The organism is Nocardioides sp. CFH 31398, from assembly GCF_022436705.1.
Lineage (GTDB): Bacteria > Actinomycetota > Actinomycetes > Propionibacteriales > Nocardioidaceae > Nocardioides.
On sequence record NZ_JAKUHT010000026.1, the window covers coordinates 1 to 26776 of the forward strand.

Sequence of the window (26776 nt, forward strand, 5' to 3'; positions counted from 1 at the left end):
GGGCGGAGCACCCGGCGCGGGCGGCGGCGTGGTCGGCGCGTACGTCGTCCAGCTGGACGAGCAGAGCTTCCAGACCACGCTCGAGGCGTCGATGACGGCGCCGGTGCTGCTGGTCTTCTACTCGCCGTCGCGGATGCCGGAGAGCGCCCAGCTCGCGGACGACGTGGCGCTGCTGGCCGACGAGTTCGCCGGTCGGTTCCTCGCCGGGCTGGTCGACATCGACGCGGTCCCGCAGATCGCGCAGGCGATGCAGATCCCGTCCGTGCCGCTGGTGGTCGCCGTCCTCGAGGGCCGGCCCGCGCCGCTGCTGCAGGACGTCGTCCCGCTGGAGGAGCTGCGGACGGCGCTGACCCAGGTGATGCAGCAGCTCGCGGGCCAGGGCATGACCGGGCGCCACCACCCGCTGACCGGGGCCCCGGTCGAGGCGGAGGACCCCGACGCCGAGCCGCCGCTCGACCCCCGCTTCGTGCCGGCCGAGGACGCCCTGCAGCGCGGGGACGCCGACGGAGCCGTCGCGGAGTACCAGAGGCTGGTCGACGCGAACCCCGCCGACACCGAGGCGGCCGCCGGCCTGGCGCGGGCGAAGCTGCTCCAGCGCGCGGGCACCGCCGACCTCAACGCCGCCCGCGCCGCGGCCGCGGCCGCCCCGGACGACGTCGACGCCCAGCTCCTCGTCGCCGACCTCGACCTGCTCGGGGGACACGTGGAGGACGCGTTCAACCGCCTCGTCGACCTGGTCCGCCGCACGCGGGAGGGCGAGCGCAACCGTGTGCGCGAGCACCTCGTCGAGCTGTTCACGGTCGTCGGCAACGCCGACCCGCGGGTGCAGCGCGGCCGCCAGAACCTCGCCTCGGCCCTGTTCTGAGCGACACAGCGATGCCGGACGACCCCTCGGTCGAGACCGTCGCGGACGGCGTGGCCCGCGTGCGGTGGACGCACGCCGGCACCGACGTCGTCCGCGCCACGGTCGAGGACGCCCTGTCGACCCACGGCCGGGTCGAGGCGCACGTCGGCGTCGACGACGTGGCGGGCCAGCGCACGGCCACCTGGTCGGGCCTGCGCAAGGAGGGCGTGCGACGGGGCGTCGCCGGTGACGAGGTCGTCTACGCCCGCCTCGACTCCGACGCCTCCGTCGGGGAGCCCGACGGCTTCCGCGCCCTGCTCAACAGCTTCCTGCCCCGCAAGCGGGCGATCGCGCAGATGCTGGTCCGCGACGACCGCGGCCGGGTCCTGCTGTGCCGCCTGACCTACAAGCGCGACTGGGACCTGCCCGGCGGTGTCGTCGAGGTGGGGGAGTCGCCCCAGCTCGCCGTCGTCCGTGAGGTCGCCGAGGAGCTGGCGCTCGACCTCGAGGCCCGCTCGCTGCTGCTCACCGACTGGCTGCCGCCGTGGGGCGGCTGGGACGACGCCCTGTGCCTGGTCTTCGACGGCGGCGTCCACGACCCGTCCGTCCTCGACCGCGTCGTGCGCCAGGAGCGCGAGATCAGGGACGTCGCGTTCTGCGACCCCGCCGAGGTCGAGGAGCGGTGCGCCGACTTCACCGCACGGCGCGTCCGCGCCGCGCTCGAGGCCCTCGACGCCGGCACGTCGTACACCGAGTCCGGGCGCGGCTGAGGCCGCAGCCGGGCTCGCGGCAGCTCGGACCGGCCGCGGCTCACCACGCTAGGTGGGTGGGCCCTCGGGTTGCGCGGCGAGCCCACCGCGCCAGGCAGCTGCTCACCGCGCCAGCGTGGTGAGCGTGTGACGACCTGACACGGCAGGATCCGCCCGCCGGGTCAGGCCAGCCCCATGAGGCGGCGTACGCGCTGGGCCGTCACCGACGGCCGGGAGTAGTCGGCCCAGACCAGGCGGACCATCGCGCACCCGGAGGCCTCACGCATCCGGTCCTCCCGGTTCTTCTCGCCGAAGACGACCTCACCGGGATCCTGGCCCGGCCGGAGGAGACGACGGTACTTCCACTGACCGTCGAACTCGCCGAGCAGCCGGTAGTCCTCCCACCACCAGTCAGAGGTCCCGATGACGACCCCGTCGGCGTCGACGACAGGGTGCTGGACGACGGGTTGCGGGATGCGGAACTGACGGAACAGCCAGCGGCCGCGACTCTCGCCGGGCCCGTCCGCCCCGGGCTCCACCATCCGCAACGGGACGTGGAGGCGACGGGTGTCGCACCACGCGGCCATGACCTCGAACCGGGCGAACAGGTCCTCCGGCGTGCACAGCCCGAGGTGGGTCACGGAGTCGAAGACCGCGAGGGCCCGCTCCCCGTCGGCCAGCGTGCCGGTCTCGATGGCTGCCCGGTCCGGGCGGGTGACGAGCATGCCGTCGACCTCCACGACGTCCTGCTCCGTGAGCTTCCCCGCGTGGTAGGTGACGTCCGCCTCCGTCCGGCTAGACCGGCCGTCGAGCCGGGTGACGTGGACGCGGTCGAGGCAGTGGCCCCAGACGATCCCGCCCAGGACGAGGACGGCTGACACGTGGCTGAGCGCGTAGCCCCGGCCCAGCGACCGCAGCACCGCCCGGCAGCGCACCCGGTGGCGTGAGACGTCGTCCAGGCCCCGCCACACGTCGGTGAAGGCGTAGGAGCCGCGGCGGAAGCGCACGAGCAGCCCGTCCCTCACCGCCGCCGTCAGGTCGCCGTCGCGGTAGCCGCGGCCGAGGGCCTCAGCCCGGGTGAAGAAGCCCTGGCTGTCGGCGAGCACTCGGAGGTCGTCCATGCGCCGAGGGTCGGTCACCGGACGGGTCGACCGCGCCTACGAGGCGACGTCCTGTGCAGGACCACGCTCCGCTCGCAGCTGTGGACGGATCGTGGCTCGTCCATGGCGCCGCGCGTCGCTCACCACGCTAGGTGGGCGAGCCCTCGGGTAGCGCGGTGGGCTCGCCGCGCCAGGCAGGTGTTCGCCTACCTAGCGTGGTGAGCCACCAGCAGCCGCCGCGACCCACCCACCTAGCGTGGTGAGCCGCGGGCCCGGCCCACCCCGGAGCCTGACTCGTCAGTCGCGCCGCCGGAACCAGACGGTGGCCAGCGGGGGCAGGCGGACGTCGGCGTGGGCGGGCTGACCCGAGGCGCCGGCGCCGTGGCCGTCGGTGGCCTCCACGGAGCCGAGGTTGCCGACCCCGGAGCCGGTGTAGCCCTCGGCGTCGGTGTTGAGGACCTCGTCCCACACGCCGGCCGACGGGAACCCCAGGCGGTAGCCCTCGTGGGGGACGGCGGCGAAGTTCGTCGCGCACACCAGGTCGGGGTCGCCCGCGGGGGAGCGGCGCACGAAGGAGAAGACGTTGTGGCCGGCGTCGTTGGCGTCGATCCAGCCGAAGCCCTCGTGGGAGGAGTCCGCCGCCCACAGCGCGGGGCTGTCGCGGTACACGGCGTTGAGGTCGCGGACCAGGGCGTGGACGCCGCGGTGCTCGGGGTGGTCGAGGAGCCACCAGTCGAGCTCGCGCGACTCGGCCCACTCCGACTCCTGGCCCATCTCGGCGCCCATGAACAACAGCTGCTTGCCCGGGTGGGCCCACATGTAGGCCAGGTAGGCGCGCAGGTTCGCCAGCTGCTGCCACCGGTCGCCCGGCATCTTGCGCAGCAGCGAGCCCTTGCCGTGGACGACCTCGTCGTGGCTGATCGGCAGGACGAAGTTCTCGGAGTAGGCGTAGACGAGGGCGAAGGTCAGCTCGCCGTGGTGGTAGGACCGGTAGACCGGGTCGTAGGCGACGTAGCCCAGCGAGTCGTGCATCCAGCCCATGTTCCACTTGAAGCCGAACCCCAGCCCGCCGGCGTCGGTGGGCTTCGTGACGCCCGGCCAGGACGTCGACTCCTCGGCGATGGTCACGACGCCGGGGCAGCGGCGGTAGACCGTCGCGTTCATCTCCTGCAGCATCGCCACGGCCTCGAGGTTCTCGCGGCCGCCGAGGTGGTTCGGCGTCCACTCGCCCTCGGCGCGCGAGTAGTCGAGGTAGAGCATCGAGGCAACGCCGTCGACGCGCAGGCCGTCGGCGTGGAACTCCTCGCACCAGTAGACGGCGTTCGCGTAGAGGAAGTTGCGGACCTCCCGGCGACCGAAGTCGAAGATGTGGGAGCCCCACTCCTTGTGCCAGCCGCGCTGCGGGTTCGGGTCCTCGTACAGCGGCTGGCCGTCGAAGCGCGCCAGCGCCCACGGGTCGGTGGCGAAGTGCCCGGGCACCCAGTCGAGGATCACGCCGATGCCGGCCTGGTGCAGCCGGTCGACGAGCAGGCGGAAGCCGTCGGGGTCGCCGAACCGGCTGTCCGGGGCGAAGTACGACGTCACGTGGTAGCCCCACGACCCGCCGAACGGGTGCTGCATCACCGGCATCATCTCGACGTGGGTGAACCCCAGGTCGCTCACGTAGCCGACGAGCTCGTCGGCCAGCTGCTCCCAGCTGCGGTCGCGACGCCACGACGCGAGGTGCACCTCGTACGTCGACATCGGCTCCGCGACCGGCTGGCTCGCCGCCCGCGCGGCCATCCACTCGTCGTCGTTCCAGGTGTACGACGACTTGTAGACGCGGCTGGCGGTGTCCGGCGGCGTCTCGGCCCAGGCCGCGAGCGGGTCGGCACGGTCGGTCCAGGCGCCGTCGGAGCCGAGGACGGCGTACTTGTAGCGGGTGCCCGAGCCCACGTCGGGCACGAAGAGCTCCCAGACGCCGGACGACCCGAGCTGGCGCATCGGGTGCTGCGAGCCGTCCCAGCCGTTGAAGTCGCCCTTGACCCGCACGGCGCGGGCGCGGGGCGCCCAGACGGCGAACGAGGTGCCGACGACGTCGCCCTCGAGCCCGCCGGTGTAGCGGTGCACGTGGGCGCCGAGGACGGTCCACAGCTGCTCGTGGCGGCCCTCGTTGACGAGGTGGAGGTCGGTCTCGCCGAGGGTCGGCAGGAAGCGGTAGGGGTCGTCGGTGACGTGGTGCGCGCCGTCCGGGTAGGTCACCGAGACGCGGTAGTCCGGCGTCTGCGCGAGGGGCAGGACGCCGACCCAGACGCCGCCGTGCTCGTGCGTCAGCGGCGTCTCGAGCGAGCCGTCGGGGGAGGGTGCGGAACCGTGGCGGACCGTCACCGTCTCGGCGAAGGGCCGCATCACGCGGACCGTCACGCCGCTCCCGTCGGCGGCCGGGTGCGGGCCGAGGATCGCGTGCGGGTCGCCGTGCTGGCCGTGGAGGAGCTGGTCGAGCTGCTCGGTCGCGACCGGCGCCGGCGTGGGCCCCGAGGTCGGCACGGACGGCGTCGGCTCGGGGGTGGGAGGGGTGGGCGGCTGGGTCATCGGGCTCCGATCCGAGCGATCGCGGCCAACGGGATGGACACCCACGTCGGCCGGTTGCGGGTCTCGTACACGGTCTCGTAGACCGCCTTGTCGGCGACGTACGCCGTGAGCAGGGCGCGCTCGGCGTCGGTCAGGTCGCGGGCGGCGTACGCGGTCAGGAAGGCCTCGCGGTTGCGGTCGGCCCACTCGGCGGCGCGGTAGGCGCGCTGCGGGGCGCCCTCGCCCTCGTCGTCGTCGATGGTGTGCTGCACGACGCGCGGCACGTAGTCGAAGGAGCGCAGCATCCCGGCGACGTCGCGCCAGGGGGAGTCGGGCAGGACCCGCTCGGCCAGCGGCTTGGCGGGCTCGCCCTCGAAGTCGACGATCTTCCAGCCCTTGGTGGTGCGCAGGGTCTGGCCGAGGTGCAGGTCGCCGTGGACCCGCTGCACGGGGATGCCGTCGAGGGTGGCGATGTCGGAGTAGAGCGTGCGGAGCGCGGCGGCGTCGGCCTCGAGCTCGGGCACGACGGGGAGCGCCTCCTCCAGCCGGCGCGTCATCGCCGCGGCCAGCTCGCCCATGGCCGCCCGGTCGGCGGTCTGCGTGGGGAAGTGCTCCGCGAGGGTCGCGTGGACCTCCGACAGCGCGACCCCGAGCCGCGCGGACTCGCCCGCGAAGTCCCCGCCGACCTCGTCGGCGTGCAGGTCGGCCTCCGCGAACAGGTTGCGGACGCTGGCCAGCCCGAGCTCCCAGCCGTCCGTCGCGGTGCGCAGGAACTGCTGGATCATCCCCAGCTGCAGGGGCTCGCCGGTGGCGGGGTCGCGGGCCTCGAGCCACCCGTACAGCGCGGCGACGTGCTCCGAGGCCGCGCGGGTGAGGACGTCGTGGATCGCGATGTCGGGGTTGACCCCGGTGGTGACCTTCCGGAACACCTTCATCAGCGAGTCCTCGCCGAACGCGACCGAGGAGTTCGACTGCTCGCCGGTGAACAGCAGCCCGGTGGCCGTCTCGTCGAGCGTGTAGAACGGCAGCCGGTGGAAGGTGAGCCCGTCGGTCTGCATCACCTTGTCGGGCGCCTCGAACGCGTCGGAGAACGCGGTCAGCCAGCCGGACGTCGCCGCGCGGTCGTGCAGCGCGTCGTACGCGTGCTCCGGCGGGCCGTCGTCCGGGGTGAACGTGCCGACGCGGGCGTACTCGAGGTGCTCCTGCTCCTCGGCGTAGCAGGCGAGCGGCACCTGGTAGGTCTCGTGCGAGTCGGTGGCCGTGCCCTCGGCGTACGCGACGTCGACGAGCAGCACCCGCACCGTCGGGCCGTCCGCGGGGACGACGCCGAGGTGGGTCCAGCCGGTGACGGTGAAGTCGCGGCCCTTGCCGCCGAACCAGCGGGTGCGGACGAGGTAGGCGGCGAGGGCGTCGGTCAAGGGGCCGCCGAGGGGGTCGCTCACAGCAGGCCTCCCGTCGTCGTCTCGGTCTCCGGTGCGGTCAGCCGGAACCAGTAGAACCCGTACGCCGACAGCGTGAGCAGGTACGGCAGCTCGCCGACGACCGGGAAGGGCACGCCGCCGAGCAGCTCGACCGGCCGGTACCCCTGCCAGCGCCGCAGATCCAGCTCGACCGGCTGCGGGAAGCGGGACAGGTTGTTGACGCAGAGGATGACGTCCTGGCCCTCGGCCGGGTCCTCGTAGGTGCGCAGGTAGGACAGCACCGAGGGGTTGGAGCCGCCGAGGTCGACGAAGTCGCCGAGGCCGAAGGCACCGTGCTGGCGACGGGCCTGGATCATCCGGCGCGTCCAGTGCAGCAGCGAGGACGAGTTCTCCAGCTGCGCCTCCACGTTGACGGACTGGTAGCCGAAGACCGGGTCCTGGATCAGCGGCAGGTCCAGCCGCCCGGGCGTCGCCGACGAGAAGCCCGCGTTCCGGTCCGGCGTCCACTGCATCGGGGTGCGGACGCCGTCCCGGTCACCCAGCCAGATGTTGTCGCCCATCCCGATCTCGTCGCCGTAGTACAGGACCGGCGAGCCGGGCAGCGACAGCAGCAGCGCGTTGAACAGCTCGAGGCGGTTGATGTCGTTGTCGAGCAGCGGGGCCAGGCGCCGGCGGATGCCGATGTTGGCCTTCATGCGGGGGTCCTTGGCGTACTCGTCCCACATGTAGTCGCGGTCCTCGTCGCTGACCATCTCGAGGGTGAGCTCGTCGTGGTTGCGCAGGAAGATGCCCCACTGGCAGTTCTCGGGGATCGCCGGCGTCTGCTCGAGGATCTCCGAGATCGGGTAGCGCGACTCGCGGCGCACGGCCATGAAGATGCGCGGCATGACGGGGAAGTGGAACGCCATGTGGCACTCGTCGCCGCCGACGGAGTAGTCGCCGAAGTACTCCACCACGTCGCCGGGCCACTGGTTGGCCTCGCAGAGCAGCACGCGGCCCGGGAACTCGTCGTCCACGAACCGGCGGACCTTCTTGAGGAACTCGTGGGTCTCCGGCAGGTTCTCGCCGTTGGTGCCCGGGCGCTCGTAGAGGTACGGCACCGCGTCGAGGCGGAACCCGTCGAGGCCCATGTCGAGCCAGGTCCGCATCGCGTCGATCATCGCGTCGTGGACGGTCGGGTTGTCGAAGTTGAGGTCCGGCTGGTGGTGGAAGAACCGGTGCCAGAAGTACTGCTGGCGCACCGGGTCCCACGTCCAGTTGCTGGGCTCGGTGTCGACGAAGATGACCCGCGCCTCGGAGTACAGCTCGTCGGTGTCGGACCAGACGTAGAAGTCGCCGTAGGGCCCGTCGGGGTCCTTGCGGGACTCCTGGAACCACATGTGCTGGTCGGAGGTGTGGTTCGCGACGAAGTCGATGATCACGCGGATGCCGCGGGCGTGCGCCTCGTCGAGCAGGTGGTGGAAGTCCTCGACCGTGCCGACCTCGGGCAGGACGCCGTTGTAGTCGGCGACGTCGTACCCGCCGTCGCGCAGCGGTGAGGGGAAGAACGGCGGGATCCACAGGCAGTCCACGCCGAGCCACTGGAGGTAGTCCAGCTTCTCGATGAGGCCCTTGAAGTCGCCGGTGCCGTCGCCGTTGGAGTCGCGGAACGACCGGACGAGCACCTCGTAGAACACCGCGGTCTTGAACCAGTCGGGGGTGTCCCCGGCGGCGTACTCGGCGTTGTCGGCCGCGGTCGTGCCGGCCGCCGGGTCGGACTCGAGGGCGGGGTCGCCGTCGAAGGTCAGGTCGTCGCTCACGCGTGCCTCCTGACGACGAGCACGTGCGCGGGCTCGTGGTGGGGGTCGAGCCGGACGTAGTTGCGCTCGCCCCAGCCGTAGCTCTCGCCGGACAGCTCGTCGGTGACGGTGAAGCCGTCGTGCCAGTCCATGCCCAGCGCAGGCATGTCGAGGTGGACGGTCGTCTCGCGGGTGGCGTGGGGGTCGAGGTTGAGCACCACGATGACCTGGTCGTCCCCGTGCGCCTTGGAGAACACCAGCGTGTGGTCGTCGTCCGCGTGGTGGAGGCGGAGGTTGCGCAGCAGCCGCAGCGCGGGGTGGCGCCGGCGGATGTCGTTGAGCCGCGCGATGTACGGCGCCAGGGTGCGGCCCTCGGCCTCGGCGGCGTCCCAGTCGCGGACACGGACCTGGAACTTCTCGGTGTCCAGGTACTCCTCGCTGCCCGGCTTCACCGCCACGTGCTCGAAGAGCTCGTAGCCGGCGTACACGCCCCACGACGGGGACGTCATGGCCGCCAGGACCGCGCGGATCTTGAACGCCGGCGGACCGCCGTACTGCAGGAAGGCGTGGAGGATGTCGGGGGTGTTGACGAAGAAGTTCGGCCGCATGACGTGGTCGGTCTCGGTCGACAGCTCGCGCAGGTAGGCCTCGATCTCCCACTTCGCGGTGCGCCACGTGAAGTACGTGTACGACTGCTGGTAGCCGATCGACCCCAGCCCGCGCATCATCGCGGGCTTCGTGAAGGCCTCGGCCAGGAAGATGACGTCCGGGTCGGTGCGCCGGACCTCGGCGAGCAGCCACTCCCAGAACGCGACGGGCTTGGTGTGCGGGTTGTCGACGCGGAAGATGCGGACGCCGCGGCTCATCCAGAGCCGCACGATCCGCAGCACCTCGCGGCAGATGCCGGTCGGGTCGTTGTCGAAGTTGATCGGGTAGATGTCCTGGTACTTCTTCGGCGGGTTCTCGGCGTACGCGATCGTGCCGTCGGCACGGGTGGTGAACCACTCCGGGTGGGCGGTCACCCAGGGGTGGTCGGGCGCCGCCTGCAGCGCCAGGTCGAGGGCGACCTCGAGGCCGAGCTCGGTCGCGCGGGCGACGAAGGCCTCGAAGTCCTCCTCGTCGCCGAGGTCGGGGTGGATGGCGTCGTGGCCGCCGTCCTTGCTGCCGATCGCCCACGGGCTGCCCGGGTCGTCGGGACCGGGGGTGAGGGTGTTGTTCGGGCCCTTGCGGTTGACCTCGCCGATCGGGTGGATCGGGGGCAGGTAGACGACGTCGAAGTTCATCGCCCTCGCCCGCTCCAGGCCGGCGACGGCCGTGCGGAAGGTGCCGGAGACGACCTTCCCGGTCGCCTCGTCGACGTACGCGCCCTCGGAGCGGGGGAAGAACTCGTACCAGGAGCCGTACAGGGCGCGCTCGCGGTCGGCGTACGCCCGGTAGGGCCCGGCGGTGGTGACCAGCTCGCGGAGCGGGTGGTCGAGCATCACCTGCACCAGGGCGGGGTCCTGCAGGGCGGCGAGGCGGGCCTCGACGGGCCGGGCGGTGTCGGTGCACGCCTCGATGCCCGCGGCGACCCGCGCCTGCTCCTCGGCGGTGCCGCCGGTGGCGCCGAGGTCGGCGGCCACACGCTCCAGCAGCAGGCGGCCCTCGGTGAACATGAGCTCGACGTCGACGCCGGCGGGGATCTTCAGCCCGGCGGCGTGCTCCCAGGTCGCCAGGGGGTCGGACCAGGCGACGACCTCGAAGCCCCAGGCGCCCTCGGCGTCCGGGGTCACCCAGGCGCTGTAGCGGTTGGGCACGTCGGCGTCCTCGACCATCCGCACCGGCGGGCGCCGCGTGCCGCGCGGGTCGATGAGCACGACCTCGGCGCCGAAGCGGTCGTGGCCCTCGCGGAAGACCGTGGCGCTGACGGGGAAGGGCTCACCGACGGTCGCCTTGGCGGGCAGACGCCCGAGGTCGACCACCGGCGAGACGTCCATGACGGGGATGCGTCCGACCATGACTCGACCCTAGTCAGGCGCCTACCCCCACCTGCAACCGCTCGTCCACGCCAGCCCCCGGGACGGCGGCCGGACCGGCCCCGCGGTGCTGCTCGACCACCTGGGACGGGCTCGCGTGCTGCTCGACCGCCGTGCGGTGAGGCGAGGGGTCAGACCGGGCAGGCCGAGACGCGCAGGTTGGGGCCCGTCTCGACGTAGTGGCAGGTGACGTAGCCGGAGGCCGGGGCGGTGATCTTCGCCCAGTTGCGCGAGGTGTTGCCGCCGATGGTCACCGCCTCCCCGACCGCCTGGCACTGCACGGTCATCACGGTGCCGTTCGCGAGGCTCGCCACGACCGCCGCGGAGGTCGTGGGCTGGGTGCGCACGTTCAGGTTGCCCACGGTCGCCCGCAGCTGCGTGCCCTCGGACGGCGGGTCGGTCGGGGTGCCGCCCTGCGCGGCGGCGACGTCCGCACGCATCGAGCCCAGGTCGATGTACGACGGGTCGATCTTCCCGGTCGTCGAGGTCTCGCGGTGCCCCCGCGCGTACGACGAGTCGCGGCCGAGGCGGTCGAGCACGGCGGCGGTGGCGACGATCGAGGCGTCGTACTGCGCCTGCGTCATCCGCTGCTGGACGCCGCCCCCGCCGTCGCCCGCGTAGTCGATCTCCCAGCCGATCATCAGGGTGTTCCCGTCACCGGCGGGGATCGGCCCCGAGCCCCCGCTGCGCCCGGCGTGGTTGGCGCGGTTCGCGCTGATGACGTGGAAGACGCCGTGGTAGTCGACGAGGGCGTGGCACAGCGGCCCGGGCAGGTCGGAGCGGCCGTTGATGCAGATGTTCAGCGCCGGGTGCGGGTTCGAGGCGCTGCTCGGTGCGGCGGTGTGGTGCCACAGCACGCCGACGGGGGAGAACGACGACCCGGCGCTGCGCGCGAGCCAGTCGCCCTCCTCGACCACCTCGACGCCGGCGCCGCGCAGGACGTCAGCCAGCCACGAGATCGCCACGGCCCACCACCCCCATCTCGATGAGGTCGGCGAGGCAGGACGGCGTCGAGACCTCCTCGTAGCCGCGCGCGTCGACGCGCGGGTCGGGGTCGGCGGCGTGTGCGGGGTGGTCGCCCAGCACCGTCAGCGCGGCCGGCGCGACCGCCAGGGCGCCGAGCCCCTTGAGCACGCCGCGGCGTCCCGTCCGCAGGCCGCGCCCGTCGGTCGGGGGAGTGTCGATCGGGGGTGTCATGGTCCCAGGTCACCAGGGCCCGCCGGCGGGGCGAAACGGGGAGAACCCTTGCGTGGACGGACCGAGGGCCCGGCCGCTGCAGGTGCGGTCGGGCCCTCGGCGCCGAGAGGCGGAGCGGTGGGTCAGTAGACCTGGAGCTCCGCGGCGCGCACAGACTCGTCACGGTCGGTCGCCGTGCGGCAGTCCGTGTCGTTGGTCGGGTCGTCGTCCTGCTCCCCGGCGTAGCCGGCGAAGCCGGTGCACTGGTTCTCCAGGGCGACGAACCGCAGCGCGGCCGCCTTCGTGGCCGGCACCGTGAACGACCGCAGCTGCTGCTTGCCGACGGTCGGGCGCGGGGCGACGGCGGGGAAGGCGTCGGCGGGCGCGGTGTAGAAGCGACGGAACGTCGCGTCCGGGCTCCCGCACTGCGACACGCACGCCTCGAGCGCGAAGCGGCGCAGCGAGGTGAAGCGCGACCCGGCGTCCGTGTCGTCCTCGCCCTCGGCGAGCGCGGGCCGCAGCATGGCGCTGACCTGGACCCGGCGCACCGTGCGGACGCCGCCCGCGAGGTCCACCGTGACCGACGGGCGCGTGCCCTGGTCCACCGACACGTCCGCACCGGTGCTGCGACCGGCCCAGTTGGTGGCCTCGGTCCCGTCGATCAGGTCCTCGGTGTTGAGGGACCCGGCCGTGGTGGAGAGCACCCGGGCGCCGTTCGCGGCGGCGGAGAGGTTCTCCGGCGCGGCGACGGTCACCGTACGACGCTCACCGGCCCCCACCGTCATGGAGAAGCGCTTCGCGCCCCGGGTGGGGGAGACGTAGAGCATCTCGTAGGTGCCGGGCGTGAACGACGCGGTGTCGCCCAGCTCGGTGCCGCGACGGGTGTCGGCGACCGGGCGGGACCGCGCCTCGAACCGACCGACGTACACGTTGCCGGCACCGGCGGTGTCGAACGTGATCCGGGCGTTGTCGGAGCGCGGCGACGCGAACCCGCCGACCGTCTGGGTGTCGTCGCCACCCTGGGAACGGGCGTCCTCGCCCATGCCGCGGCGGGCGAACGCGTCCCAGATGACCTTCTGGTTCTGACCGTTGAAGCGCACGCGGTCGGCGGCGAGGAAGGCGTCGCGCATGTCGAGCATGCTCACCGCGCCGCTGGCCTGCAGCAGGAACGAGTCGAACATCAGCTGGATCCAGCGACGGTTGCCGGCGCAGACCTGCGGACGCAGCGGCGAGGCGGCGGCGCGGCCCTGGGCGCAGCTGAGCTGACGCTTCGTGTCGCGGTAGGGGTAGTCGCGCTCCCACTTGTCGACGAGCGCCTGGCGGACGTCCCACATCGTGCCGCTCCAGATCTCGCCGTCGGCGTGGACCTGGGGACCGAGCGTGTCGTAGCCGACGTTCGAGTAGTTCAGCGGGTTCTGGTTGTGGGCGAAGTTGCGGATGCCCGACTCCAGGTTCCCGGTCACGTAGGCGCCGGTGATGAACGGGTGGACGCCCTGGTCGTAGCCGTGGCTGAAGACGTACTCCGCGGCGACGAGGTCGCTCCAGGACTCACCCATGGCGCCGCCCTGGTCGGACGTCAGGCCCTCGTCCGGCCCGGCGATCATGCGGTTGCTGATCGCGTGGGTGTACTCGTGGCCCGCGACGCTGAAGTCCAGCGCGCCGTCGGCGCACGGTGCGTAGAAGGCCCCGGCCAGCGGCTGGAACAGGTACTGGTTGGTGATGCCCGGGATGCCGTCCTGCAGGGTGATCTGGTTGGCGTTGTTGCGGCCCAGACCCGTCGCGGCCGGGGCGCCGGTGATGGCGCCGGCCTGGACGTTGCCCACCTCGGGGTCCCGCTCGCGGGACGGGTCGGGGTTCTTGCCCAGGTTGCTCAGCTGCATGTTGTAGTTCTGCTCGGTGAAGCCGAGGCCGTAGCTGAAGTCGTGCATCCGGTTGTGCTGGGCGTTCAGGTTGGTCGTCGCGTAGACGACGTCGTTGCCGCCCGGCACCAGCTGGGTCGGGTTGCAGCGCGAGTTGTTCCACGCGTCGGTGAAGCGCGGCGTGGTGTAGCGCCGCTCCGGCGAGAACGGCCGCTGCATCAGCCCGCCCGGGGTCAGCGGGCTGACCCAGGCCTCGGCGGTGTTGGCGTTGTTGCCGAGCGAGGTGAAGCTCGGCAGGTTCGCGCCCGGGATGACGTCCCACGGAGCGCCGAACGGCTGGTCGACCGGTCCGCTCGACAGCGTGCAGCCCTTCGGCTGCGAGCCCAGGCCCCGTCGTCCGCCGTAGCAGGCGATCGCGTCGTTCGTCGGGGTGGTGTCCGCCGAGAAGTCGAGCGTGGGGTTCGTCGGGAAGTAGCGGTAGCGCGGCAGCTGGGAGGACGTCGAGCCGCCCCCGCCGCCGGGCAGGGACTCGTCGCTGGTCTGGACGACGCCCGCGTAGTCGCCCGGCTCCATCACGGTCTCCGCGGTGAAGGGGCACACCTGCACGGCGTAGTCACCCGCCGGGATGGCCGCGTCCGGGGTGTAGGTCAGCGCCTCCGGCGACGCCAGGAGGTCCTGGCTGGCCAGCAGCTCGCCGTCCGGGTCGAACAGCTTGACGGTGACGTCGTTGGTGGGCACCGCGGCGGTCACGCCGACGACGATGGTGCGGGTGGCGTCGTCGTCCAGCGGCACCGTGACGGGGTCGTCGCAGGCCGTGGGCGTGATCGCGCCCGAGAACGGGATCGTCTGGGTGGTGGTCGCCAGCGGAGCCGCCGGTGCGGCGGCCGCCGGGACGGCGGTCGGGGCCGCGCTGCCGGGCTCGAAGTGCTCGACCTGGTTCTCGCGGTAGAGGACCTCGCCGGTCACCGCGTCCACGAGGCTGGTGTAGGCCAGGGCGGCCTCGCCGTTGCGGGGCTGGGCGTCGACGACGTTCGCCTCGACGACCGGGCGGACCTCGCCGTCGGCGAGGGCGAGGGCCGTCGGCCGCGCCTGCTGCTCCTGGGCGAACCCGTCGACGGTCAGCCGCGTCCACGGCCGGACGGCGCCGAGGGCCCCGTCGAGGTCGTCGGTGGCCTCGGCGGCCACGTCGCCCGCGGAGGCGGGCAGGCCGATCTCCTCGGCCGCGGCCAGCCAGCCCTGCACGGGGCTGAGGTCGGCGGCCTCCGTGAGGGCGCCGGGCGTGGCCTTGACGAGCGAGGACGACACGTAGTGGACCCGTCCGCCGTTCACGCCGACGGTGACCTGGCCGCCGCGGGCGGACCCGAGGCCCTGCGAGCCGAACGTCTGGCGGAAGAGCACCGCCTTCCCGCTCGACTGCTGCAGGCGCTGGGCACGCACCAGCTCGAGGGACTCGACGACCTCCTCGCTGACGCCGAGCACGTCGCGGTGGTCCATGAGCCACGAGGACGCGCCCTCGACGGCGCCGCCCGGGGCGGCACCGAGGTCGGCGCCGCGGGAGGGGTTGACCGAGCCGGCCGTGCCGAAGGTGTTCCAGGAGACCCGGAACCCGTCGCGCCGGGCGGCGGCGAGCTGGTCGGCTTCCGCCGCGACGGAGCCGCGGAGGTCGACGTCGGCCAGGCCGAGGGGGGAGTCGCCGAGGGTGGTGACGTCGTCGGCGGTGGGGACCGCGGTGGCGGTCGTGGTGAGGCCGGAGACGGCCGGCAGGGGGGCGAGGCCGGGGATCGCGAGGGCGAGCCCGAGGCCGAGGCCGAGGACCCCGAGGCGGGATCGGCGGGGGTGACGGGTGGTCATGACCCCTCCCAACGTGGTCTGGGCCACGTGGTTACGGCCCGATCGGGCGCGGTTGCCGGCGAACTAGGGCCGCTCCGGTCTTGGATCGATCCAAGAAGGGCGTTAGCGTTCGCCGGTGCGCGCTATCCGTCGGTTCACCGTCCGCCCCCTGCTGCCCGAGTCGCTGGGAGGTCTGGACGTCCTCGCCCGCAACCTCCGGTGGTCCTGGCACCCCGAGACGCAGGACGTCTTCGCCGCCGTCGACCCGGAGCTGTGGGAGACCAGCGGGCACGACCCGGTGCGCCTGCTCGGCGCCGTCTCGCGCGACCGCCTCGCCGAGCTCGCCCGCGACAAGCGGTTCACGCGGATGCTCGAGCTGGCGGTCGCCGACCTGGAGCAGTACCTGACCGGGGACCGCTGGTACCAGCGCAGCGAGCCCGCCGCCGGCGAGAGCCCGCGCGGCATCGGCTACTTCTCCCCGGAGTTCGGCATCACCTCGGTGCTGCCGCAGTACTCCGGCGGCCTCGGCATCCTCGCCGGCGACCACCTCAAGACCGCCTCGGACCTCGGCGTCCCGATCACCGGCGTCGGCCTGCTCTACAAGCACGGCTACTTCCGCCAGTCCCTGTCGCGGGACGGCTGGCAGCAGGAGACCTACCCGGTCGCCGACCCCGACGGCCTGCCCATCACGCTGCTGCGCTACGCCGACGGCTCGCCCGCGACGGTCAGCATCGGCGTCCCCGGCGGCACGCTGCACGCCCGCGTCTGGGTCGCCCAGGTCGGCCGGGTGCCGCTGCTGCTGCTCGACTCCGACATCGAGGCCAACGAGGGCCACCTGCGCGAGGTCACCGACCGGCTGTACGGCGGCGCCGGCGAGCACCGCCTGCTCCAGGAGCTGCTCCTCGGCGTCGGCGGGACCCGTGCGCTCGGCGTCCACAGCGAGATCACCGGCTCGCCCTACCCCGAGGTCTTCCACACCAACGAGGGCCACGCCGGCTTCCTCGGCCTGGAGCGGATCCGGCTGCTGTCCGTCGCCGAGGGGTCCCCGGGCCTGTCGCTGGACGCGGCCCGCGAGCTGTCGCGCGCCGGCACCGTCTTCACCACCCACACCCCGGTCCCGGCGGGCATCGACCGCTTCCCGGTCGAGCTGATGCGCCAGTACTTCGGGGCCGGCCGCGACGGCTCCGACGGCCCCGTGCCCGGCCTCCCCGTCGACTGGGTGCTCGCGCTCGGCGCGGAGGACTACCCGGGCGGCGACCCCGGGGTGTTCAACATGGCCGTCATGGGCTTCCGCCTCGCCCAGCGCGCCAACGGCGTCTCGCTGCTGCACGGTGAGGTCTCCCGCGGCATGTTCAACGGGCTGTGGCCGGGCTTCGACGAGAACGACGTGCCCATCGGCTCCATCACCAACGGCGTCCACGCGCCCACCTGGGTGGCCCGCGAGGTCTTCGAGCTGGCCGCCAAGGCGGGCGGCGACGCCGACGACGAGTCGGTCTTCGACGTCGTCGACCAGATCCCCGCGACCGACCTGTGGAGCACGAAGCGGGTGCTGCGCCAGCGGCTCGTGCACGACGCCCGCCGGCGCCTGCGCGACTCCTGGCTCGAGCGGGGCGCCGCGCCCGCCGAGCTCGGCTGGGTCGACGAGGCCCTCAGCCCCGACGTCCTGACGATCGGGTTCGCGCGCCGCGTGCCGTCGTACAAGCGGCTGACGCTGATGCTCCGCGACCCCGAGCGCCTCAAGCGCCTGCTGCTGCACCCGGAGCGACCGATCCAGCTGGTCATCGCCGGCAAGTCGCACCCCGCGGACGACGGCGGCAAGTCGCTGATCCAGCAGATGGTGCGCTTCGCCGACGACCCGGAGGTCCGCCACCGCATCGTCTTCCTGCCCAACTACGACATCGCGATGGCGCAGCCGCTCTACCCCGGGTGCGACGTGTGGCTGAACAACCCCCTGCGCCCGTACGAGGCCTGCGGCACCTCCGGCATGAAGGCCGCGCTGAACGGCGGACTGAACCTGTCGATCCTCGACGGCTGGTGGGACGAGTGGTACGACGGCCAGAACGGCTGGGCGATCCCGTCCGCCGAGGGCCCCGACACCGGCCCGGAGCTCGACAACGGCCACCGCGACGACGTCGAGGCCACCGCGCTGTACGACCTCATCGAGAACCACGTCGCGCCGCGGTTCTACGACGTCGGCCGCGACGGGGTCCCCGACCGCTGGCTGGCGATGGTCCGCCACACGCTGCGCTCCCTCGGCCCGAAGGTCCTCGCGACCCGCATGGTGCGCGACTACGTGGAGCAGCTCTACGCCCCCGCCGCGCTCACCGCCCGCCTGCTGGACGGCGACTTCACCGGCGCCAACGAGCTCGCCGCGTGGAAGGGCAGGGTCGGCTCGTCGTGGTCGTCGGTCGCCGTGGAGCACGTCGAGGCCACCGACCTGCCCGACGCCCCCGAGATCGGCTCGACCCTCTCGGTGCGGGCCTTCGTCGCCCTCGGCTCCCTCGCGCCGTCCGACGTGGTCGTCCAGCTCGTCCACGGCGGCATCTCGTCGACCGACGAGCTCACCGGCGCCGTCTCCGCGCCGCTCACCCTCGCCGAGTCGTACGAGGGCGGACGCCACCGCTTCGAGGGCACCGTCACCCTCGACCGCACCGGCCCCTTCGGCTACACCGTCCGCGTGCTCCCGACCCACCCGCACCTCGCCGGCCCGTCCGAGCTGGGGCTCGTCGCGCTGCCGGCCTGACGCCCGCGCGGCGCGCGTGACCCGGCCCGGTCTCGCCGGGTCGGGTCTGGTCCGGCTCCGGGGTTCCGGGGGCCAGGTCGGGGTTTCACCAGCCGGCTGGTGGAACCCCCGGGCCCGGGCCCGTGACACGAGTGACCACCGAGGCTCGTGCGGCGACAGGGAGTCAGGGGGCGTGCGGGCGCGGGCGGTCGGTGGGGTCGGCGGAGCCGAGGCCGGTGCGCAGGGGGCTGGCCGGGTAGGTGCCGAGCATGCGGAGCTCGTCGGTGAAGAACGACAGCTCCTCGAGCGCGTAGCCGAGGCCGGTGTCCTCGGGGTGGCCCTCGACGTCGGCGTAGAACTGGGTCGCGGCGAACACCCCGCCGACCTGGTAGCTCTCCAGCTTCGTCATGTTGACGCCGTTGGTGGCGAACCCGCCGAGCGCCTTGTAGAGCGCCGAGGGGATGTTGCGGACGCGGAAGAGGAACGACGTCACGTACGGCGTGCCCTCCTGCCGCGTCACCTCGACGGGCTCGGGGGAGAGGGCGACGAAGCGGGTGGTGTTGTGGTGCTCGTCCTCGACGTCGGAGGCGAGGACGTCGAGCCCGTACAGCTCGGCGGCGAGCAGCGGCGACAGGGCGCCGACGGTCGGGTCGCCACCCTCGGAGACCTCGCGGGCGGCGCCGGCGGTGTCGTCGGCGACGACACCGCGCCACCCGTGCTCACGGATGATCGTGCGGCACTGGCCGAAGGCGTGCGCGTGGCTGCGGACGCTGCGGATCTGCTCGATGTCCGCCCCGGGCAGCGCCATCAGGTGGAAGTGGATCGGCAGGAAGTGCTCGCCGACCAGCCACAGCCCCGAGCCGGGCAGCAGGTGGTGGACGTCGGCGACCCGGCCCGCGCTGGAGTTGTCGATCGGGATGACGGCGAGGTCGGCGGTGCCGTCCTGCACGGCACCGATCGCGTCCTCGAACGTCTGGCACGCCATCGGCTCGAGGTGCTCGGCCATCTGCTCGCAGGCGAGGTGGGAGTTCGCGCCGGGCTCGCCCTGGTAGGCGACCTTCCCCGTGGCGTGCCGTGCGGCGTCGGTGGTCACGGGCCCTCAGCCTAGGCCCGCCCCGCGGACCACGACCGGCGGACCACGACCGGCGGACCACGACCGGCCGACCACGACCGGCCGACTACGACTGGCGGAGCACCACCACGCACCGCGCGTCGAGCTGCAGCGTCGACCCGGGCGCCACGACGGTCCCCTCCGGCAGGCTCGGCAGCGTCGACAGCACGACCTCGCCCGCGTCGGGCCAGTCCTCGTCCGGCAGCGCGACCTCCACGCTGCCCGGCCGGCCCTGCAGCCAGACGAGGAACGACGCGTCGTGCTGCTGCTCGCCGCGGGGGCCGGGGGAGCGCAGCGGGGAGCCCGAGAGCAGCAGCCCGAGGACGGCGAGGTCGGAGTGCCAGTCCGCGGGCGTCATCTCCCGCCCCGACGGGTGGATCCACGCCAGGTCCTTCGGCCCGCCCGGCACCGTCGGGCGACCCTCGAACCAGTGACGCTGACGCAGCGCCGGGTGCTCGCGCCGCAGCCGCAGCGCCGTGCGGACGACGTCGAGGACGTCGTCCCAGCCCTCCGACCAGTCCAGGTAGGAGACCTCGTTGTCCTGGCAGTAGGCGTTGTTGTTGCCGCCCTGGGTCCGGCCGCGCTCGTCGCCGGCGGTGATCATCGGGACGCCGTTGCTCAGGCACAGCGTCGCCATCAGGTTGGCCGCCTGTCGTCGTCGCCTCGCCACGACGGTCTCGTCGTCGGTCTCGCCCTCGACGCCGTGGTTGAACGACCGGTTGTTGTCGGTGCCGTCCCGGTTCGACTCGCCGTTCGCCTCGTTGTGCTTGCGGTCGTAGGACACCAGGTCGCGCACCGTGAAGCCGTCGTGGGCGGTCACGAAGTTCACCGAGGCGTACGGCGAGCGGCCGTCGTCGGCGTACAGGTCGGAGGAACCGGCCAGGCGCGTCGCCACCGAGCGGATCGCGCCGGCGCCGGAGTGGTCGCCGCGCCAGAAGTCCCGCACGGCGTCGCGGAACTGGTCGTTCCACTCCACCCACGGTGGTGGGAACGAGCCGACGAGGTAGCCGTCGGCCGAGGCGTCCCACGGCTCCGCGATGAGCTTCACGTGGCGCAGCACCGGGTCCTGCCCGATCGCGGACAGCAGGTGGCCCTTCAGGTCGACCTCGTGCCCGTCGCGGGTCAGGGCGGAGAGCAGGTCGAAGCGGAACCCGTCGACGTGCATCTCGGTGACCCAGTAGCGCAGCGAGTCCATGATCAGCCGCAGCGACGCCGGGTGGTCCGTCGACACGGTGTTGCCGCAGCCGGTGACGTCCCAGTACGGCGGCAGGCCGCCCGCCCGCGGCGGCGCAGCCCGGTGGTAGCAGGCCTCGTCGAGGCCGCGCAGCGACAGCACCGGCCCGTCGAGGCCGCCCTCGGCGGTGTGGTTGTAGACGACGTCGAGGATCACCTCCAGGCCCTCGGCGTGCAGCGCCTTCACCATCGCCTGGAACTCGGTGACCTGGCCCCCCTCCGAGCCCGCCGAGGAGTAGGCCGCGTGGGGGGCGAGGAACGCGAGGGTGTTGTAGCCCCAGTAGTTCACCAGCCCGCGCTCGGAGACGCCCGGCTCGGTGACGAACTGCTGGACCGGCAGCAGCTCGACGGCGGTCACCCCCAGGTCCTTGAGGTACGACGTCACGGCCGGGTGGGCCAGACCGGCGTACGTGCCGCGCAGCTCGGGCGGCACGTCCGGGTGCAGCGCGGTCAGCCCCTTCACGTGGGCCTCGTAGACGACCGTGTCGCGCAGCTTGCGCCGCGGCGGGGTGTCGGCGCCCCAGTCGAAGCCGTCGCGCACGACCACCCCGCGCGGCACGTACGGTGCGCTGTCGACGCCGCTGGGCGCGTCGGCGGTCGGGTCGTCGTACGTCGCGGGGTGGGGCACGAACTCGCCGGTCACCGCCCGGGCGTAGGGGTCGAGCAGCAGCTTCGCGGGGTCGAAGCGGAGCCCCTGCGAAGGCCGCCACGGCCCGTCGGCCCGCAGGCCGTAGCGCGTCCCGGGCGGCAGGCGGGGGACGGCGCCGTGCCAGATCCCCAGGGACTGCTCGGGGAGGCGGTGCCGGGTCTCGCGCTCGTTCCCGTCGTCGTCGGTGGTGAAGGTGCACACCCACATCGCGGTCGCCGCGGGTGCGTGCACCGCCACGTTGGTGGCCTCCGGGGCCCAGGTCGCCCCCAGCGGCCAGTACCGGCCCGGCCAGACCTCCGCCGTCTCGCCGAGATCGGTCCAGGTCGTCACGACGGTCACACGCGTCATCCAACCAGCCTTCGCCACGGCCCGCCGGACCTCGCCCCCGGGTGGCACCATGCCCCCATGAGCAGCCCTGAGAACCGTGGAGCGAGCGAGTCCGAGACCACCGTCCGCCTCGAGGTCGCCGACGGCGTGGCGACCATCCGGCTCGACCGGCCGAAGATGAACGCCCTGGACGTCTCCACCCAGGAGCAGATCCGGGCGGCCGCTGCCGAGTGCACCGACCGCGACGACATCCGGGCCGTCGTCGTCTACGGCGGCGAGCGGGTCTTCGCCGCCGGCGCCGACGTCGTCGAGATGGAGCGGATGTCGCACCTCGACATGGTCAAGCGGTCCGGTGGCCTGCAGTCGGCGCTCAGCGCGGTCGCCCGCATCCCGAAGCCGGTCGTCGCCGCGGTCACCGGCTACGCGCTCGGCGGCGGGTGCGAGCTCGCCCTGTGCGCCGACGTCCGCATCGCCGCGGACGACGCCACGCTGGGCCAGCCGGAGGTGCTGCTCGGGATCATCCCGGGCGCGGGCGGCACCCAGCGCCTGACGCGTCTCGTCGGCATCAGCACCGCGAAGGACCTGATCTTCACCGGCCGGTTCGTCAAGGCCGACGAGGCGCTCGCCATCGGCCTGGTCGACCGGCTCGTCCCCGCCGCCGAGGTGTACGACGCCGCGGTGGCCTGGGCGAAGCAGTTCGCCGCCGGTCCGATGCTCGCGCTGCGGGCGGCCAAGGAGGCGATCGACCGCGGCGTCGAGACCGACCTGGAGACCGGGCTGGAGATCGAGCGGGCCGCCTTCGCCGCGCTCTTCGCCACCGACGACCGTGCGGCAGGAATGAGGTCGTTCGTCGAGAACGGCCCCGGCAAGGCCACCTTCACCGGCCGCTGACACGTCCACCGGCGGGCCGGTGGGCCGGACGTCCGACCCGGGCGCCCGGCCCAGCAGGCGGCGCGGCGGGCCCGGCCTGCGCCATACTCCCGGGTAACCCCTGGGAGGAACGACCGTTCACCTTGTTGTGACCACGGCGGATCCGCGAGAATCCAGCCCAGGTGCCGAGGGAGGATCCATGTCGACCGAGACCGACAAGCCGACGCCCGAGTCCACGGGCGATCCGAAGGCGAGGACGCGAGCGGAGGTCAAGGCCAAGCGCGCCGAGCGCCGCGAGGAGCGTCAGGCCGCGCGTGCCGAGAAGGCCGCGACCAAGGCCTCCGCGGCCGAGGAGAAGCAGAAGGCGAAGGCCGACAAGGCCGCCGCGAAGGAGTCCGGCAAGCCCGCGGCGGCGGGCAAGGACAAGGACAAGGGCGGCAAGAACGCCGGTCCTGCCATCAGGAGCGGCATCGACTCGCTGCGCACCCTCGTCGGTCAGGTCGTCTGGATCGCGGCCGTCGTCTGTGCGCTGTTCCTCGCGGTCGGCGCGCTGTGCATCGCCCTCGACGCCAACCGCGACAACCCGTTGGTGTCCTTCGTCCTCGAGGGCGCCGAGACCGTCTCCCTCGGGGTCTTCTCCGTCCGCGGAGACGGGGTCTTCGACTTCGTCGGCGCCAACTCCCAGATCAAGAACGCCCTCGTCAACTACGGGCTGGGAGCACTGCTGTACCTCGTCGTCGGCCGCATCGTCGAGCGCGTCCTGCGTCCCTGAGCGGCCCCCGGCGCCGCCCCCGGGCGCGCCGGCGCGCGGCCGGAGGGGCTCGGCGGGATCGCCCGCCGGGTACCGGACGTGTGAGTCTTGCCACCACCCCGACCCCTGCCGACCGTAAGTGACTCGCGGGTAACATCGGCGGGGTACACCCGAGTCCACAGGAGGGGCCCCCGGGCCACACCATGAACATCGTTGTCTGCGTGAAGTACGTCCCGGACGCCACGGCGGACCGGCAGTTCGAGTCCGACAACACGGTCGACCGCGTCGGCGTGGACGGTCTGCTCTCCGAGCTCGACGAGTACGCCGTCGAGCAGGCGCTGCAGATCAAGGAGAAGCGCTCCGACGAGGACATCACCATCACCGCGCTGTGCGTCGGCCCGGAGAAGGCGGTGGACGCCGTCCGCAAGGCGCTGCAGATGGGCGCCGACAAGGGCGTCCACGTCAGCGACGACGCCATCGCCGGCTCCGACTACGGGGCGACCTCGCTCGTGCTCGCGAAGGCCGTGCAGAAGATCGACGCCGAGGAGAAGGTCGACCTCGTCATGTGCGGCATGGCGTCGACCGACGGCTCCGGCAGCGTCGTCCCGGCCATGCTCGCCGAGCGCCTCGACTACCCGCAGGTCACCTTCGGCTCGAAGATCGAGACCCAGGGCGACCAGGTCCGCATCCAGCGCGACGGCGACGTCGCGACCGAGATCATCGGCGGGTCCATGCCGCTGGTGCTGTCGGTGACCGACCAGACCGGCGAGGCCCGCTACCCCTCGTTCAAGGGGATCATGGCGGCCAAGAAGAAGCCGATGGAGACCTGGTCGCTGGCCGACATCGGCGTCGACGCCGGTGAGGTCGGGCTGTCGGTGGCGTGGACCACCGTCGAGGCCGCCACGGCCCGCCCGCCCCGTGAGGCGGGCGAGGTCCACACGGACGAGGACGGCTCCGGCGCCGGCGCGCTGGCCGACTTCCTCGCGTCCAAGAAGTTCATCTGAGCACCGCAGACCAGCACCAGGAGATCGCAGTGTCCGAAGTTCTCGTCCTCGTCGACCACGTCGACGGCGCGGTCAGCAAGCCCACCCTCGAGCTGCTGACGCTCGCGGGCCGGCTCGGCGAGCCGTCCGCGGTGTTCATCGGCCCGTCCGGCCAGGGCGCCGAGGCGGCGAAGAAGCTCGGCGAGTACGGCGCCGCCAAGGTGTACGTCGTCGACGACACCGAGGTGAAGGGCTACCTCGTGGCCCCCAAGGCCGAGGTGCTCGCCCAGCTCGTCGAGAAGACCTCGCCCGCCGGCGTCCTGCTCGTGTCCTCCTACGAGGGCAAGGAGATCGCGGGCCGGCTGGCGATCAAGACCGGCTCGGGCCTCATCACGGACGCCGTCGACGTCGCCGACGACGGCACCACCACGCAGGCCGTCTTCGCCGGCAACTACACGGTCCAGGCCAAGGTCACCCACGGCACGCCGATCGTGACCGTGAAGCCGAACTCGGCCGCCCCGGAGGCCGTGGGCGCCGCCGGTGCCGTCGAGGAGTTCGCCGCGACCATCTCCGACTCGGCGAAGAAGGCGCAGATCGTCGCCTCGCAGCCGCGTCAGGCGTCCGGGCGCCCCGAGCTCACCGAGGCCGCGATCGTGGTCTCCGGTGGCCGGGGCACCGGCGGCGACTTCGCACCCGTCGAGGGCCTCGCCGACGCGCTCGGCGCGGCGGTCGGCGCCTCGCGCGCGGCCGTCGACTCCGGCTGGATGCCCCACAGCTTCCAGGTCGGCCAGACCGGCAAGACCGTGTCCCCGCAGCTGTACGTCGCCAACGGCATCTCCGGCGCGATCCAGCACCGCGCCGGCATGCAGACCTCCAAGACGATCGTCGCGGTCAACAAGGACGAGGAGGCGCCGATCTTCGAGCTCGTCGACTTCGGCGTCGTCGGCGACCTGCACGCCGTCCTCCCGGCCCTGACCGAGAAGGTCAAGGAGCGCAAGGGCTGAGCCCCGGCTTCCCGCAGCACGACGAACGGGCCCGACACCGCGAGGTGTCGGGCCCGTTCGTCGTCGTGCGGCGCTGCCTCAGGAGCAGTCCTCCCGCGGCTGCCCGCAGACCAGGCCGAGGGCCGGGACCCGGACGGTGCGCGCCCCGGGCTTGCCGCCGATGACCACCTTGCGCAGCGCGACGTCGTTCGACTCCCGGTCGTCGGCCTCGTGCAGCAGGTCGCGCGGGTTCGCCTCGACGCTGATGAAGTAGGTGCCGTTGTCGAGGCCCTTCAGCCGGAACGCCTGGCCCGCGCGGTACTGGGAGTAGGTGTCGCCCGAGCCGGCCGAGAGGACCTGGCGCAGCGACTGCGCCGAGCGCGAGCCGCAGGCGCTGGACAGGTCGGTGCCCTCCGGCCGCCAGTCGGCGCCGGGGCGCGTGTAGTCGACGGCGTCGGTGTTGGCGAGGCAGAAGGACTGCTTCGTGCTGCGGACGACCTTCGACTTGTCCGCACTCAGCAGCCGGTAGCGGGCGAAGTCGAGGAAGTGCCAGTGGTGGTGGCTCGGCGCCGCGTGCCAGTGCATCGCCCCGACGCCGCAGTAGCCCTCCTGGGTGAGGTCACCGTCGTCGTCGCGGGAGTAGAAGTACTGGTAGGCGTCCATCATCTCCTCGCCGTCGCGGCGGAAGCCGTCCACGACGAGCGGGCTGTCACCGGAGTTCCAGACGGTCGCCGAGAACGCCAGGTTGTCACCGCGGGCCCGGATGCCGAAGGCCGGCAGCGACTCCAGGTCGGGCAGCGGGTCGGCGGCACCGGGCTCGTAGTCGCACGCCATCGTCCGCGCGGAGTGGGTCATGCCGTTCATGTCGGCCATCGAGGTCTCGCCCCGGGCGGGTGCGGGGCGCGGGCCGGGCTCGGCCGGCGGGACGGCGACGTCCTCGGCACGCCGCTGCGCCATGCGCAGGCCGCCGCTGTCGTTGCGGACGCGCATCGGGTAGGTGATCGGGGTGTTGTCGGTGACCCCGAGCAGCTCGGCCCACGCGTCGCTGAAGCGCGCCCTGACGGTGTAGCGACCGCCGGTGAGCCTGAGGCGGGCCCACTCCTGCACGGGTGTGGCGTAGCCCCGCTCGACGCCCTGCACCGACGCCATGGTGAACGGGTTCCACGGGCAGCCGCTGGGGTAGTGCGGGTCAGCCGGCGAGTCGGGGCCGAGGCGCTCGGGCTGGTAGCCGTTGAGGCAGCCGCTCAGGCTGTGCTCGACCTTCGGCCCGGAGCCGTCGGCCCGGCGGACCACGACCTCGACGAGGCCCTTCGGCTGGTCGAAGCCGGCGACGAGGCGTCGCGGGACCTTCACGCCGTCGCCCCACGTGGTCTGGCCCTCGGTCCAGCCGCCCGGGAAGTAGCGGGTCTCCGGCTGCTTCGCCCAGTCGTAGCGGCGGGTGCGCAGCTCGATCCGACCGCCGTCGGCCGCCACCCGCACGCCGAGGTCGCCGTACGCCCACCCGCGCTGGGCGTACATCTCACCCTGGGCCGCGCGCAGGCTCACGACGGGCTCGTCGGCGAGGGCGGCCGGGACGGCGCCGGCGGCCGGGGGAGCGGTGGCGGCACTGCCGCCCACCGCCCCGGGCACGAGGGACGCGGCCAGCGCAGCGGCAGCGGCCGCGGCAGCGGCGAGGCGGGGACGGGGTCGGGTCACGGTCTGCTCCCTCGTGGTCGGTGCTCTCGAAGACACCGACGCCCCGAGAGCCGGATCGGTTGCCTCCGGCGGCAGCCGGATCATGTCACCGGGCCGGAGCGGTGAACCGGAACGTTTCCGCAAGATCGCG

The 26776-nt window shown here is 73.0% G+C and carries 18 protein-coding genes; 7 read left to right on the forward strand and 11 right to left on the reverse strand.

Translation table 11 applies throughout. The features are described from left to right. Together MJ876_RS17770 and MJ876_RS17775 are read left to right on the forward strand one after the other, a co-directional pair. Positions 1-865: co-chaperone YbbN (locus MJ876_RS17770; protein WP_240238444.1), on the forward strand; the 865-nt coding region annotated here is incomplete at its 5' end. A gap of 11 nt (positions 866-876) precedes the next feature. Then, positions 877-1614: an NUDIX hydrolase gene (locus MJ876_RS17775; RefSeq protein WP_240238446.1), complete on the forward strand. Its 738-nt coding sequence runs from the start codon at positions 877-879 to the stop codon at positions 1612-1614. A gap of 161 nt (positions 1615-1775) precedes the next feature. Here the strand turns inward: MJ876_RS17775 and MJ876_RS17780 are convergent, their stop codons facing one another. The 8 genes from MJ876_RS17780 to MJ876_RS17815 form a co-directional block, all read right to left on the reverse strand. Then, positions 1776-2714 (reverse strand): type IV toxin-antitoxin system AbiEi family antitoxin domain-containing protein, encoded by a 939-nt coding sequence (locus MJ876_RS17780; RefSeq protein ID WP_240238447.1) that lies wholly within the window; start codon positions 2712-2714, stop codon positions 1776-1778. Between the two features lie 276 nt (positions 2715-2990). After that, positions 2991-5264, reverse strand: coding sequence for a 1,4-alpha-glucan branching protein GlgB (glgB, locus tag MJ876_RS17785; protein WP_240238448.1), 2274 nt, complete (start codon positions 5262-5264; stop codon positions 2991-2993). Beyond that, positions 5261-6685, reverse strand: a complete 1425-nt coding sequence (locus MJ876_RS17790) for a hypothetical protein (protein ID WP_240238449.1) — start codon at positions 6683-6685, stop codon at positions 5261-5263. The genes glgB and MJ876_RS17790 overlap by 4 nt, the downstream gene beginning before the upstream one ends. After that, positions 6682-8463, reverse strand: coding sequence for a maltose alpha-D-glucosyltransferase (treS, locus tag MJ876_RS17795; RefSeq protein ID WP_308192621.1), 1782 nt, complete (start codon positions 8461-8463; stop codon positions 6682-6684). Before treS ends, MJ876_RS17790 begins: the two co-directional genes overlap by 4 nt. Then, positions 8460-10439: an alpha-1,4-glucan--maltose-1-phosphate maltosyltransferase gene (locus MJ876_RS17800; protein WP_240238450.1), complete on the reverse strand. Its 1980-nt coding sequence runs from the start codon at positions 10437-10439 to the stop codon at positions 8460-8462. The genes treS and MJ876_RS17800 overlap by 4 nt, the downstream gene beginning before the upstream one ends. 149 nt (positions 10440-10588) lie before the next feature. Next, entirely contained in the window at positions 10589-11422 is an 834-nt protein-coding gene (locus MJ876_RS17805) for an N-acetylmuramoyl-L-alanine amidase (protein WP_240238451.1), read from the reverse strand. Further along, on the reverse strand, positions 11400-11654 hold the full coding sequence (locus MJ876_RS17810; RefSeq protein ID WP_240238452.1) for a hypothetical protein: 255 nt from the start codon (positions 11652-11654) through the stop codon (positions 11400-11402). The genes MJ876_RS17805 and MJ876_RS17810 overlap by 23 nt, the downstream gene beginning before the upstream one ends. A 122-nt stretch (positions 11655-11776) precedes the next feature. Beyond that, a complete protein-coding gene (locus MJ876_RS17815; protein ID WP_240238454.1) occupies positions 11777-15343 on the reverse strand; it encodes a M36 family metallopeptidase in 3567 nt (1188 codons plus the stop codon). Positions 15344-15458: 115 nt separating this feature from the next. Between MJ876_RS17815 and glgP the strand changes: the two genes are divergently transcribed. Further along, the gene (gene glgP, locus MJ876_RS17820) at positions 15459-18065 is read left to right on the forward strand and encodes an alpha-glucan family phosphorylase (RefSeq protein ID WP_240238456.1); all 2607 of its coding nucleotides are present in this window, start codon (positions 15459-15461) and stop codon (positions 18063-18065) included. Between the two features lie 163 nt (positions 18066-18228). Here the strand turns inward: glgP and MJ876_RS17825 are convergent, their stop codons facing one another. Next, positions 18229-19137, reverse strand: a complete 909-nt coding sequence (locus MJ876_RS17825; RefSeq protein WP_240238458.1) for a prephenate dehydratase — start codon at positions 19135-19137, stop codon at positions 18229-18231. Positions 19138-19222: 85 nt separating this feature from the next. Next, positions 19223-21385, reverse strand: a complete 2163-nt coding sequence (gene glgX, locus MJ876_RS17830; protein ID WP_240238460.1) for a glycogen debranching protein GlgX — start codon at positions 21383-21385, stop codon at positions 19223-19225. A gap of 57 nt (positions 21386-21442) precedes the next feature. On the opposite strand from glgX, the gene MJ876_RS17835 reads away from it, so the two are divergent. From MJ876_RS17835 to MJ876_RS17850, 4 genes are all read left to right on the forward strand, one after another. Then, complete coding sequence (locus MJ876_RS17835; RefSeq protein ID WP_240238462.1) at positions 21443-22255, forward strand: enoyl-CoA hydratase/isomerase family protein; 813 nt, start codon at positions 21443-21445, stop codon at positions 22253-22255. 178 nt (positions 22256-22433) lie between these two features. Next, positions 22434-23006, forward strand: a complete 573-nt coding sequence (locus MJ876_RS17840) for a hypothetical protein (RefSeq protein ID WP_240238464.1) — start codon at positions 22434-22436, stop codon at positions 23004-23006. A gap of 200 nt (positions 23007-23206) precedes the next feature. Continuing rightward, positions 23207-23989 (forward strand): electron transfer flavoprotein subunit beta/FixA family protein, encoded by a 783-nt coding sequence (locus MJ876_RS17845; protein WP_240238466.1) that lies wholly within the window; start codon positions 23207-23209, stop codon positions 23987-23989. A 29-nt stretch (positions 23990-24018) separates the two neighbouring features. Continuing rightward, on the forward strand, positions 24019-24972 hold the full coding sequence (locus MJ876_RS17850; RefSeq protein ID WP_240238467.1) for an electron transfer flavoprotein subunit alpha/FixB family protein: 954 nt from the start codon (positions 24019-24021) through the stop codon (positions 24970-24972). Positions 24973-25050: 78 nt separating this feature from the next. Here MJ876_RS17850 and MJ876_RS22355 read toward each other — a convergent pair whose 3' ends face one another. Then, a complete protein-coding gene (locus MJ876_RS22355; protein WP_240238468.1) occupies positions 25051-26646 on the reverse strand; it encodes a lysyl oxidase family protein in 1596 nt (531 codons plus the stop codon). Positions 26647-26776 lie beyond the last annotated feature (130 nt).